Origin of the sequence: Neobacillus drentensis, from assembly GCF_036962125.1 — a bacterium.
Taxonomy (GTDB): domain Bacteria; phylum Bacillota; class Bacilli; order Bacillales; family Cytobacillaceae; genus Neobacillus; species Neobacillus drentensis_B.
Genome location: NZ_JBALOA010000016.1, coordinates 1 through 12,278 on the forward strand (window position 1 = coordinate 1; position 12,278 = coordinate 12,278).

The 12,278-nt window shown below is 39.9% G+C and carries 13 protein-coding genes; 6 read left to right on the top strand and 7 right to left on the bottom strand.

The window, feature by feature from the left end:
* Positions 1–557 precede the first annotated feature (557 nt).
* On the bottom strand, positions 558–1,916 hold the full coding sequence (locus V7121_RS15725; protein ID WP_335547166.1) for an amino acid permease: 1,359 nt from the start codon (positions 1,914–1,916) through the stop codon (positions 558–560).
* A gap of 385 nt (positions 1,917–2,301) precedes the next feature.
* On the opposite strand from V7121_RS15725, the gene V7121_RS15730 reads away from it, so the two are divergent.
* A complete protein-coding gene (locus V7121_RS15730; RefSeq protein ID WP_335501049.1) occupies positions 2,302–2,487 on the top strand; it encodes a hypothetical protein in 186 nt (61 codons plus the stop codon).
* A 64-nt stretch (positions 2,488–2,551) separates the two neighbouring features.
* On the opposite strand, the gene V7121_RS15735 is transcribed toward V7121_RS15730, so the two are convergent.
* On the bottom strand, positions 2,552–3,259 hold the full coding sequence (locus V7121_RS15735) for a YoaK family protein (RefSeq protein ID WP_335501051.1): 708 nt from the start codon (positions 3,257–3,259) through the stop codon (positions 2,552–2,554).
* 328 nt (positions 3,260–3,587) lie between these two features.
* Between V7121_RS15735 and V7121_RS15740 the strand changes: the two genes are divergently transcribed.
* On the top strand, positions 3,588–4,070 hold the full coding sequence (locus V7121_RS15740) for a DUF2231 domain-containing protein (RefSeq protein WP_335501054.1): 483 nt from the start codon (positions 3,588–3,590) through the stop codon (positions 4,068–4,070).
* 114 nt (positions 4,071–4,184) lie between these two features.
* Here V7121_RS15740 and V7121_RS15745 read toward each other — a convergent pair whose 3' ends face one another.
* The 5 genes from V7121_RS15745 to V7121_RS15765 all read right to left on the bottom strand — a co-directional run bounded on the left by V7121_RS15745 (position 4,185) and on the right by V7121_RS15765 (position 9,612).
* A complete protein-coding gene (locus tag V7121_RS15745; protein ID WP_335501057.1) occupies positions 4,185–4,364 on the bottom strand; it encodes a hypothetical protein in 180 nt (59 codons plus the stop codon).
* A 190-nt stretch (positions 4,365–4,554) separates the two neighbouring features.
* The gene (locus V7121_RS15750; protein WP_335547168.1) at positions 4,555–5,547 is read right to left on the bottom strand and encodes a Gfo/Idh/MocA family protein; all 993 of its coding nucleotides are present in this window, start codon (positions 5,545–5,547) and stop codon (positions 4,555–4,557) included.
* Positions 5,548–5,560: 13 nt separating this feature from the next.
* The gene (locus tag V7121_RS15755) at positions 5,561–6,724 is read right to left on the bottom strand and encodes an SEC-C metal-binding domain-containing protein (protein ID WP_335547170.1); all 1,164 of its coding nucleotides are present in this window, start codon (positions 6,722–6,724) and stop codon (positions 5,561–5,563) included.
* Positions 6,725–7,066: 342 nt separating this feature from the next.
* Positions 7,067–8,119 (bottom strand): LLM class flavin-dependent oxidoreductase, encoded by a 1,053-nt coding sequence (locus V7121_RS15760; protein ID WP_335501064.1) that lies wholly within the window; start codon positions 8,117–8,119, stop codon positions 7,067–7,069.
* 59 nt (positions 8,120–8,178) lie between these two features.
* Entirely contained in the window at positions 8,179–9,612 is a 1,434-nt protein-coding gene (locus V7121_RS15765; RefSeq protein WP_335501097.1) for a PLP-dependent aminotransferase family protein, read from the bottom strand.
* 173 nt (positions 9,613–9,785) lie between these two features.
* Here V7121_RS15765 and V7121_RS15770 point away from each other — a divergent pair, with 173 nt between their 5' ends.
* The 4 genes from V7121_RS15770 (at position 9,786) to V7121_RS15785 (ending at position 12,212) form a co-directional block, all read left to right on the top strand.
* Positions 9,786–9,977, top strand: a complete 192-nt coding sequence (locus V7121_RS15770) for a hypothetical protein (RefSeq protein ID WP_335501066.1) — start codon at positions 9,786–9,788, stop codon at positions 9,975–9,977.
* A 98-nt stretch (positions 9,978–10,075) separates the two neighbouring features.
* A complete protein-coding gene (locus V7121_RS15775) occupies positions 10,076–10,369 on the top strand; it encodes a hypothetical protein (RefSeq protein WP_335501068.1) in 294 nt (97 codons plus the stop codon).
* Between the two features lie 110 nt (positions 10,370–10,479).
* Positions 10,480–11,406 (top strand): DMT family transporter, encoded by a 927-nt coding sequence (locus V7121_RS15780; RefSeq protein WP_335501070.1) that lies wholly within the window; start codon positions 10,480–10,482, stop codon positions 11,404–11,406.
* A 122-nt stretch (positions 11,407–11,528) separates the two neighbouring features.
* Positions 11,529–12,212 carry a zinc metallopeptidase gene (locus V7121_RS15785; protein WP_335501072.1) on the top strand — a complete coding sequence of 228 codons (684 nt, stop codon included), beginning with the start codon at positions 11,529–11,531 and terminating at the stop codon, positions 12,210–12,212.
* Positions 12,213–12,278 lie beyond the last annotated feature (66 nt).

The following is a 12,278-nucleotide window of genomic DNA, read 5'->3' on the forward strand; positions in this document are numbered from 1 at the left end:
CTGGTACCTGACACCTTTTGATTATGCCTTTAAACGATTATTATAATGAAGTAGTTTGTCTAAATCTGCCACCATTCTGCGGCACTTGATATATTCCCTTTCACGGCGTTTTTCGACTTTGATTCTCACTGAGTGATATCTTTTGTAATCTTCATACCCGACACCATGAGCGCTACGCATCGCTTTATCCATTTCGCTTGTGTAACTTAATTGTAAATGATTGATAACAAATCATTCCTTTCAGTTTTTATTCCTATGGGCGAATTGTTCTTTTACGTAGTTTTCATCTTATCAATGAATTCATGGTGACACAAAGTCGAAAAAATGGCGTATTTTGCTATTTACTGGACTGTCATGGATACACGTAAAGCTAGCTCAGGTATCCTTACTTTTATATCCATATCCTTCCAAATCATGTTTGTCCTGTGGATTCAGCATTTAAAGGTTCCCCGCCTTAAAGGTATCTCCGCCCTCAATGGTCTGCCTGTAATTCGAACCGGACGGAGTACTCATTGGTACGTTTCTGTGCAGATGAGGCTTGATCACCTCTAAATAATTTAATCTCTCTTTTTCATTCGATATCCAGCATAAAGTATGATAAACCAGATTGGGGCAACATATAAGGCGACGCGCATTTCCTCTATAAAAGCCATTAAGATAATGACAAGTGCTAAAAAAGCCAGAGCAAGATAGGTTGAGATTGGAAATAGCGGCATTTTAAAGGCTAGTTTTTTTACTTCTTCTTTTGTTTTAGATTGTCTGAATTTTAATTGGGTAATAAGTATAATTGTCCAGCTTGTAATAACCGCAACGGTTGCGACGGATGAAATATACATAAATACTTTTTCAGGGACAATATAATTTAAAAAGACGGCTACTAATAGAAATGAGGATGAAAATAGAATTCCACGTTTTGGTGTAGCATGCTTGTTTAATTTACCGAAATATTTAGGTCCGTTATTTTGAAGTGATAAATTGTAAAGCATTCTTCCTGTACTGAATAAACCACTATTAAAAGCTGACAATGCTGCAGTTAACACGACGAAATTAATGATTGAGGCGGCTCCAGGAATACCGATTTTATCAAAAATTAACACAAAAGGGCTGCCATTTGTTCCTACTTCATTCCAGGGATATAAACTCATCATGATACCTAAGGCAGCGATATAAAAAATTAAAATTCGCCAAACTACGTTGTTGATAGCAGATGGAATCGATTTTCGAGGATTCTTAGCCTCGCCTGCGGTAATACCGACCAGTTCTACCCCGCCAAATGAAAACATAACTAGAACCAAGGACATTAAAATTCCTTTTAGACCATTAGGGATAAACCCGCCATGCGTCCAAAGGTTGCTAAAACCAATGGGCTGACCCTCGTTGCCGATGCCTAGAAGGATCATCGCTAAGCCGACCACAATCATTCCAATAATCGCCACTACTTTAATCATCGCGAACCAAAATTCAAACTCTCCAAATGCTTTTACACTACTTAGGTTAATCATTGTGATCACAATAAGTGTAGCTAAGGCAGTCACCCATTGTGGGATATCCGGAAACCAGTAATTTACATAAACGCCGACAACTGTAATTTCTGCCATCCCGACGACGACCCACATGAACCAATAGGTCCAACCGGTTAAATAACCTGCAAACGGACCTAAATACCGATTGGCATAGGAGCTAAATGAACCGGAAACTGGCTCATCAACAGCCATTTCCCCTAACGCACGCATAATGGTAAAAATAACGAGTCCACCAACAATATAGGAAAGCAAAATGGACGGACCTGCCATTTGAATCGTCGCACTTGAACCATAGAACAATCCAACCCCTATCGCCCCTCCAAGTGCTATTAACTGAATATGCCTATTATCTAAGCCTCGATGTAAGTTCTCATCTTCGTTTTTTTGAACCACTCCATAATTCCACCCTTCTTAATTATTCTTTTAGAATAACGAAGATAGGTACTCCTTTCCACCTGAAAGAAAATTCACACTATTTAAAATTCACCTCACTAAAAATGGCTGGATTCCATTTGGTTCCGGCCTTCTCTAGAAAAACTAACAAAAATAATCTCACTTGAATCATTTAGATTCAATTTTTTTCTACAATCAACTATTCCTTCAATCATTTACTGTCGTTATTTGAAAGATAAAGAATTATTATTACTTCTCGTAATAGAATCTGCAATTTATTGTAGATAAGTTTTATAACGTGATAGCAGGAAAAAGCCCTTCCTATATAAAAATATAAGGAAAGGCGACATAGTGTCTTACGAATAAGTTGAAAGGTGGTCATTTTTTGAGCTCGGAATTATCCCTACAACAAATCGTCGAAGGTCTACCGAAGTCGTTATTAAATGCAACGGACAGAGATTTGGAAGGATTCCAAAAAATTATCGAAGAAACAATAAAATTAAGAGAAGGTCATCGAAACCTGCAGCGGATGGTTAAATCCTTCTCCACTTCTACGATTCAACGCTCATGATACTAATAATCTAAGAAGGTGAAATTCACCTTCTTTTCTTTTTTTAATGTAAAGTTCGGTGCCCCTATTTATTCATCAATAATGATTTACTAATATATCCTCTATCGCGATGGTACATAATAAGGGCAATCACCAAGACAACTGAAGCGATCCAAATCGATCTGTTCCCTATAGTGGTAGTGGAAAAGGTTCCTGCAAACGCACCAAATAAAAATGCGAGGATGATGGCAAAAAATTCTATGAATTGCTTTTTGGCTTCCTCATTATGTTCTTTTAGGGCCAAAAAGGCTGCCTGTGTTGCGGTTCGAAGATTTCCTGTCGTCATGGTTGAATTGTAAACCCACTTATCCAGTTTATTAAAGGTAGATATTTGTAAAGACGATACAAAGGCGATACATACTGTAACCACAATATTGGGGACACTCGTAGGTAAAAAACCGACGGTAATTAACACAATCGTTTCTACTATTAAAATAGACCTTCGATAGCTATGGACTACTTGTCTTATATGAGGAATTTTAAAAAATTCGGATACCAACACGCCTAAAATAAACGCTAAAATGGGCGGGATATGCAGTAATGCCCCTTGCCATTGTGCATGTGAAGCTTTAACAGCGAGTAGGACCATATTTCCAGTTTGCGCATTGGCGAACACTCCATCTCTGCTGATAAAGGTATACGCATCCAAAAAGCCTCCCACTATGGCTAACAAGACACCCAATGTAAATGAGTTTGACGATAATGAGGGGATTTTAGTTTGTAGTTCTTTCAAATGCTGATCTCCTCGTTTCTATTTATTAACGCAATTAGTATTTCCAATTGCTAGTTCCCCTACTTTAAAAATGAAAGAAAGTGGCTGGATCAAATTGTCCAGCCACTTATGGTTGGTAACCAACATCAAAAGTTCCAAGGCTATTGTTAGATTAATATAGAGCATCTATGAAATCTATATGAAAAAAGTGGAATTTTTGTGAACACCTCGATTAATACATGCATTTGAGTCTTCATTTTCAGGAAATTTTCATAATTGTGTTGTAAAATTTATGTAATCACAGGTTCTTATAAACGTATATTTTGTTCTCAAAAGAGGAGGAATGAAAATGTTGACCGAACTATTATCACATATTCACCCGATTATGGTGCATTTTCCGATTGCACTAATAATTATTGCAACTTGTTACGATTTATTTTTAACAGTAACCAAGCGGAAATTTTCACCTAAGCAAGGTTTTTGGCTTTGGGCCGTTGCTTTTGTTAGTGCTTGGATTGCAATAGGTACGGGTCCAGAGCATGATGCAAAAGGAAATACCAATGTTTTTGAGTACCATGAAAGCCTCGCGGATGTTGCCACAATCATTGCCTTTCTGGTCGTCGCTTACCGTGCTTTCTTTATTTTTAAAAAGAAAGAGTTTCATAAGGCTTCCCTTGTGATTTATTGTCTGCTTGCCTTATTCTGTTCTGCCAGCATCCTCTCGGTAGGCTACTTTGGCGGGAAAATGGTCTATGATCAGGGTGTTGGCGTCAAAATGGATGGAAAGTATGTCAATCCTCCTAAAACTAGTGCATACAATCATAATGATTAACAAAGTTTCATCTGAATTCAATGAAAAAAGCTTGGATTGTAATGACAATCGCAAGCTTTTTTTTGTTATATGGTTACTCGTTTACGCTCTAACTAGAAAACCGCTTAAAGTCGTTTAATAATTGCACTTCGGACAAGGTTGAAAACGTTCTTTACCACTACCGCATTGTCTGCATTTGTCTGGATGTTGCTTCCTATTTTTAAATTTCCATTGCTCATAGGTGATTCCATTTGAACCTTCATTGTTTAAGTATTTGATATAATCATTACCATAAGGATAAATCAACGACATCACCTCCAGTACTCCTTATAATGTATGCGCTTACATTATTGAAAAACACTAGAAAGATTAAATAAAATTGGTCGAGATCTTTTCCATGTGGATAAGTTTCAGCCCGTAGTCAGGATTTTTGTCCTCATGAACACTCCATGAGGACAGATTTCAGCTTCTAGACGGGGGCTCTGTCCTCATAAGGACAAATCCTTCACCCCAAATAATAATTCTTCACCATTTCCCCCATGACCCAGTTTGTTCTGGCCCCTGTTACTCCAGTGCTCGGGCATTTAGAACTGCCAGTCGTTAAGTCAGTAACAATCGTTTCGACAAGAGGTTGATGGACGTGCTCAGGCCGATTGAAACTCCATTGCTCGGTTCCGCTCGCTGTGGTCAAAACAATGGGCTCGTTTTCGAAGGTGGAGAAGGTAATTTTCCCTTTGCTTCCCACGATTTCATTCACATCGACATCATCAAAAGCAGAAAAACACCAATTTCCGACGCCATGTATCCCTGATTCAAATAAATAGGTTCCTGTGACAATATCTTCCGCACGATAATAGCCCGCTTGATTGGAGGCAAAACCTTGAACAGACTTAATCGGTCCAAGCAGAAAATCTAATAGATCAAGTGTATGGCTGGCTAAATCATAAAATAATCCTCCACCTGCCAATTCGGGCTGTACTCGCCATGGAAGACGTTCTGGGTCCAACACATCCTTACGAGCTTTTTGATACTGGGTGGAGGACACGAACCTTACCTCGCCAACCGCCCCATTAGCCAATAACTCTTTAATTTTTAGAAAACGCTCTTGGGCCCTGCGGTAATACGCAACATATAAGGGCACCCCAGCCTGCTCACAAGCAGCTATCATTTCTTGGCATTCCTCGAAAGTGCGTGCCATTGGCTTTTCCACATAAACGGGTTTCCCAGCCTTAGCTGCCTTGATGGTATATTCTTTATGCGAGCCGGGCGGTGTGGCAATGTAGACAATATCAACATCAGGATCATTAATGAGTTCATCCGCATCATCATACCATTTTGGTACATCATGCCGTTTGGCATAATCCTTGGCAAGTTCGCCAGTCCTTCTCATTACCGCAACCAATTCGGAATTGTTAATTTTTTGAAAGGCTGGGCCGCTTTTCACTTCAGTGACATCTCCGCAACCAATAATTCCCCAACGTACCTTATCAAACTTCATCGTACTACTCTCCTTATTTGCCACAGCACTTTTTATATTTTTTCCCGCTTCCACATGGACATGGGTCATTCCGACCTACTTTAGGTTCCTTTAAAATGGTGCCGCTTTGTAGACTAGCATCTTGTTTACTGGGGTGTTTGACGTCCAATACACTCTCAAGTGCAGCAAGTTTCCAATCCATTAGTTCAGGGTGTGACTCACCTAAAATGGAATAATAACTATAAGCAGCTAGTTCAATATCTACTAAGCCTGAAGTATAATCCTTTTTCATATGGTCGCTAACTACCGGTAATCCCTTTTCAGAAAATTGATGACAGAGCGCTTCAATTAAAAGATCCTGCTCATCCAGTTCACCCGAACAGCGATAGGCTTCTATTAATGCCTGTACAGCAAGGTCAGATTTAATATTTTCAATAATAGAACTAGCAAAAATAACGGATTCCGATTTCTTTAAATAGGGTCCAACCGCTTGAACCACCTCATCTGATTGAAAACCAATAAGTGTAGATGAAACTTCTTCTAAAAGTATATCCTCATCACGGGTTAATAGGGTGGCAAGATATGGGATATAGCTCTCAAGTTTCAGTAATCCAATCATATAAACCGCAAGGATTCCTTCATGGGAAAACCATTCTTCTTTTCTTTCTTTTTGAATAATCCGTTCTATTTCATCTTCTGTAATCCAGCCATGCTGAACTATACTTTTTGCAAGTTTTTTTGCTTTACTGTATAAAGACTGCTCATGATATTTTCCATGTTCCAGCGCATGGACGATTTCCTTATATTCAGAGTAAACCTCTTCTTTTGATCCATTTACTACACGTTCATAAAAGGACCATTCATCTGCAGAAATGTATCGTGAGAGTTCCTCTTTATATTTAAAGGCGAGTTTTGGCTCAATCTCAGATAATAGTCTAATACCTAAATGGATTTTGGACTTATCCATTTTAGGAATATTTTCGAGCAGTATTTCCACTGCCTCTTCGGTAAACTTCATATGGTCTATGTAAATTAAAATCGAGTATTGCTTCTGCACGTTGGTAAAAGCTTCCTTCAACAATTCTATCGTCCATTCCTCGGGGACGTTTGGGTAATCGTGTAATGCATAAAGCACCGTTTCTTGGATTAATAGATCTTTGCTTATTAAATGTGGTTTTATTTTCCCTAAAAATGTCATAGAATCAGCCCTTCACTCTACTATTATTATCCTATATCTATTATATTTGTTTGTTGGTCCATTTACACGCGCAAGCTGCTCGACAATTTATCCCCCGATGGATTTTTTATACACCAAGATAAATGACACAACCCCTCTTTTACCGTTCGGACCATTTTTCCCCCTCCAAGGGAAATGACACGACCCCTCTTTTACCGCTCGTATCATTTTTCCCCCTCCATGGTAAATGACACGACCCCTCATTTACCGCCCGATCCTTTTTTTCCTCTCTTGGGGAAATGACACAACTCCTCTTTTACCACCCAAAACATTATTACTCCACCAGGGTAAATGAACGGGTCTTTATTCCGTCTGTGCTTCCCACCGGGCTATTTCCTCCCTAACAATAGGAGCAACCTCTTTTCCTAACAGCTCAATCGCTCTCATGACATCATCATGTGGCATGGTGCCAACTGGACAATGGAGCATGAAGCGTGTAATTCCTACATTTTTGCGGAGGTGGATGATTTTCTCAGCGACTGTTTTCGAATCTCCTACGTACAAGGCTCCTTCTAAGCTGCGAGCGGCATCAAAGCTGGAACGGTCATACATTCCCCAGCCACGCTCGCGTCCTAACTTATTCATGACTTGCTGGGTAGACGGGAAAAACTTTTCAGCCGCTATTTCGCTAGTCTCCGCGATGAAACCGTGCGAGTGCGATGCGACTGGCAGCTTCGATACATCATGACCGGCGTGTTCCGCTGCTTTCTTATAGAGTCTCACAAGTGGCTCAAACTGGAGCGGGCGCCCGCCAATTATCGCGAGAACCAGTGGCAACCCAAGCAGACCCGCACGAATGACAGAATCCCGGCTTCCGCCACTGCCAATCCAAACAGGCAAGGGTGTCTGCACCGGTCTTGGGTATACCCCAAGATTTTGTATGGTTGGTCGATGCCCGCCTCGCCAGGTCACTTTTTCTGAGTCTCGTATTTTTAATAGTAGTTCTAATTTCTGATCGAATAACTCATCATAGTCTTTTAAATCATAGCCAAACAGTGGAAAAGACTCGATAAACGAACCCCGGCCTGCCATGATTTCTGCACGTCCATTTGAGATGGCATCAAGTGTAGCGAAATCCTGAAAAACACGAACCGGGTCAGCAGATGATAGTACCGTTACGGCGCTTGTTAAGCGAATCCGACTGGTCTTTGATGCAGCGGCAGCCAATAGAATCGCTGGTGAAGAGGCCGCAAAATCCTCGCGGTGATGCTCGCCAACTCCAAAGACATCTAGCCCGACCTGATCGGCAAGGACGATTTCCTCAACCACTTCCCTTATTCGTTGTGCATGGCTAATCACCTCACCGGTTTTCACATCCGGAGTGGTTTCTACAAACGTACTTACTCCTATTTCCATAAAAATTCCTCCTCATATATTGGTCCATAAGATGCCTTTTCCTTAGAGATTTAGAAAAATTACTTTTCAATATTTTTTAACGCCTGTGAAAACCGATAAATCCCTTCATGAATGGAATTTGTTTCTGCCCTGCCAAAGGTAAAACGCATCCAACCTTTTTCCGTTCCTAAAATACTTCCTGGAACAAAGGCGATTCCCTTCCTAATCGATTCCTCTAGTAATTTTTGTTCATCTATCGGCCCGTTTAATTGGCACCATAGGTGAATTCCCCCATTTGGTGCGGAGTAGGAAATTTTTTCATCCAGTAGTTCATTTATGCTTTGAACGGTCAGGTCTCTCCTTTGTCGGAGCTCATTTCTTAAAAAATGGATATGTGGCTCAAAAGACTCTGAACGGAGAAACTGATTCGCCACCCATTGCGGAAACACACTGTGTCCAAAATCAACCTGCTGCTTGGCGTCTGCAAGCCGTTGAATCACTTTTGATGGACCTATGACCCAACCGATACGCAAACCTGAAGCAATTATTTTTGACAAAGAACTAATATAAAGAACATTCCCATTATCGTCCATTGATTTTAACGTTGGATTGACCACACCATCAAAGGAGGTCAAACTATAAGGATCATCCTCAATAATTGGAATGCCAAAATCAGCTGAAATATTTAATATCTGTATCCGCCGTTCCATTGAAAGAACCGCTCCCGTTGGGTTTTGATAATCGGGGTTTAAAAAAACCATTCTGATTCGGTGTTTCTTATGTAATTGGATAAGGTTGTCCGGATTGACCCCCTGTGAATCCACAGGTAATCTGAAGATCTTTAAACCAGCTGAGTGAAAGATAGGAAGAGAAAAACAATAGGATGGATCCTCAATCGCCACTGCATCCCCAGGTTTAAGCAGGCATTGAACAATTAAATGCAGCGCTTGCTGGGCTCCGGATGTAATCAGTATCGATGAAGCGGGTATATTAATATTCTTCAACTCATGGACATGATTAGAAATAGTGACTCTCAACTCTTCATTCCCTTGCGGATCGTCATAGCCGAGGTAACCTGTAAAGGGCTTTTCGGCTAGTATCTTACGGAATTGCTCATTAGGGAATAAACTTGGTGATAATTCACCACTAGCCATGTTAATCATATCAGGTTCCTGGGTTTCCTTACGAATTCTTTGTACTAATGGGAGGTTAGGTAGAAAAGAACCCCTCTCCAAATACCTGCTCCAATTGGGAATCCTTCGATGTTCAAGCCCCCAGATATCAGTACTTACACGGGTTCCGCTTCCTTTTTTTCTCTCCACAATTCCAAGCGATTGTAGTTCTTCATATGCAGCAATCACGGTACTCCGGTTCACTTGCAGCTCTTCCGCTAACGTTCGCTCCGAAGGTAACATTTGCGAAGTATAGATTCCTGTTGAAATGGCTTGCTCAATATAATCAGCAATTTGTTTGTAGATTGGCTTTTTATCTGCACGATTTGGTTTCCACTCCAATTCATTCACTTCTTTCTTTTTTAATCATAAAAGTGGATGGTCTACTTTTTTATCAATTGGATGGTCATTTTTTATACTATAAACCTTAATATTAGAATCATACATTGAAACTCTTAGGAAAAGGCAATAATTTGATCAATTTCATTAGATTAATCAAAGTGAGGATGGAAAATATGAAGTTTGGCATGGTTCTTATCATTATCGTTTTAATTGCCGCCTTGATTGGCACCCTTATATTGACAGGAAAACCAGATGAGGACTATAAAAGTTCTGCAAAACAAAACACGCTACGATTGACTGCGATTTATGTAATTGTTATTTTAGCAGCGATTGGCGGCTTGGCCTGGTATATTTCTATAAACTAAGCATAAAGCTTGTAGAATCCGTCCCTTTTGGACTTTCCTACAAGCTTTATATCTTTTTGGCAATCCGTACATACTAATGAAAAAAGGTGTGTTCGCTAGTGGATTTTCCAACGATTCAAACAAATGTATGGGACGCGATTTTTGCTATCCCAGTCATTATCGTGTTAACTCAACTACTTAAAGTGTATTTCAAATTACCGAAATGGTTTGTCCCGACAATTGCCCTTTTCTTTGGACTAGGGATTTCGATTTTTATCAGTCACAAACACAATACCTTTGGCGGGATCTTTATGGGTTGGTTTTATGGATATGCCGCGATTGGAACTTATGCTTCGTTAAAAACAAATATCATTGCTTATCGAAATAAACAAAGCCAGCACAAAAAGCAGTAAGGTATCAGGAATTTTTAAAATATTCAATGAATAACTAAAATAATTATTTCGAAATCCGAAAAAAATGGTAAAATACTAGTTAATAAATTTAATAGATGGAAGGGAAATGGATGAAAAATAAGCAATGGCTTACATACGGAATGTTGATTTTTGCTACCGCTACGTGGGGAAGTGCATTTATTGCTGGTAAAATTGCCGTTCAAAGCTTTGAACCTGCAACGGTAGCTTTTTTACGTTTTTTAGGTGCAGCGATCCTTCTCTTTCCGATAATGTGGCTGACCGAAAAAAACCGCAAGAAGCCCACACTAAAAGATTATGGATTATTCGCGGTGTTAGGCCTGACCGGAATTGCTCTTTATAATATTTGTTTTTTTATTGCCACTAAACATGCACCCGTTATTAAGAGTTCCTTATTCATTGCTTCCAATCCGGTGTTAATTGTTCTTTTATCAGGAATCTTTTTAAAAGAAAAAATTACCAAGAATCATATAATTGGAATGGTCATTGCCCTCCTCGGTGTTACATGCATCATTACAGATGGGCATGTTCTTACACTGTTCAAGTTCGGCTTTGATTCGATTGATATTGTATTACTTGGGGCCGTAATCAGTTGGGCATTGTATAGTGTGGTCGGCAAAGTGGTGTTAAAGAAGTTCAGCTCAGTGGAATCGACTACCTATGCGGTTGCTTTTGGGACGTTATTTTTATTCCCGTTCGCCTTAAAAGAAACCACTTGGCAGGATGTTCAGCACGCTGATTTTTCTACCTGGGTGGCCATTGCCCATATGAGTATCTTCGTCACAGTGGTTGCCTTTATTATGTATTATTACGGGATAAAGGAAATTGGCGCCGCCAAGGCTTCAATCTTCATTAATGTCATGCCCGTTTCTGCCGTTTTGATGGCAACCATTTTTCTAAATGAGACCTTCACGTTGGCACACGGAATTGGAGCGGCCTTTGTTCTATCTGGCGTTTATATCGGGACCAATCCGAAGATCTTTAGGAAAAAAATAAGCGTGGTTAACCGGGCGATCTAAAATGCGAATGGACTTACCTCAGTTGGTTTGTCCTTTTTTAATAAGCACTTTATTACTAAAAAAATGAACCATTAAGTATAATAATACATAAATCAACATCTCAACAAGGAGGTTCATACATCATGGGATTTATTGTTTATTTTATTTTAATCATGATTATTCCACTCTTCGTGCAAATGTATTTACGAAATACCTATTCGAAATTCTTAAAAGTCGGAACCTCTTCAGGATTAACTGGAGCTCAGGCCGCGAGAAGAATTCTCGATCAAAATGGATTATACGATGTTTCAATTGAAGAAGTAAGAGGACATTTATCGGACCACTATGATCCAAGAAGTAGAAGTGTACGGCTTTCCTCAACGAATTACCATGGTACCTCAATTGCAGCCATTTCCGTAGCGATTCATGAGATTGGCCACTGTCTTCAACAAAAGGACGGCTATGTGCCATTACGGGTAAGACATGCATTGGTACCTGTGGCGAATATCGGTTCTAATTTTTCGTTTGTCTTAATTTTAATTGGTATCCTACTTACAAATCCTAACCTTTTATTACTAGGAATCATTGCCATGGGCGCGGCGGTGCTTTTTCAAGTGGTTACCCTGCCAGTTGAATTCAATGCAAGTTCCAGAGCGCTGGATGTGATGATTGGTTCGGGATTGATTAGAAATGAAGAAGAGTATCGTGCGCGGAAAGTACTAAATGCTGCGGCATTAACCTATGTGGCTGCAACAGTAGTAGCCGTTGCAGAATTACTCCGTTTTGTGCTCATGTTTACAGGAATGTCGAATAATAATGATGATTAAGAAAAGCGCAAGTGCCCTGTTCAGCGGCGTATGGCCTGGAGCGCTCCAACTGAGATAAAGGAAACA

What these genes read in the sequence shown, in the direction of transcription:
- V7121_RS15740 (WP_335501054.1), top strand. Translation starts at nt 3,588, where the DNA reads ATGTTGACCGAACTATTATCACATATTCACCCGATTATGGTGCATTTT.
- V7121_RS15755 (WP_335547170.1), bottom strand. Translation starts at nt 6,724, where the DNA reads ATGACATTTTTAGGGAAAATAAAACCACATTTAATAAGCAAAGATCTA.
- V7121_RS15760 (WP_335501064.1), bottom strand. Translation starts at nt 8,119, where the DNA reads ATGGAAATAGGAGTAAGTACGTTTGTAGAAACCACTCCGGATGTGAAA.
- V7121_RS15780 (WP_335501070.1), top strand. Translation starts at nt 10,480, where the DNA reads ATGAAAAATAAGCAATGGCTTACATACGGAATGTTGATTTTTGCTACC.
- V7121_RS15750 (WP_335547168.1), bottom strand. Translation starts at nt 5,547, where the DNA reads ATGAAGTTTGATAAGGTACGTTGGGGAATTATTGGTTGCGGAGATGTC.
- V7121_RS15770 (WP_335501066.1), top strand. Translation starts at nt 9,786, where the DNA reads ATGAAGTTTGGCATGGTTCTTATCATTATCGTTTTAATTGCCGCCTTG.
- V7121_RS15785 (WP_335501072.1), top strand. Translation starts at nt 11,529, where the DNA reads ATGGGATTTATTGTTTATTTTATTTTAATCATGATTATTCCACTCTTC.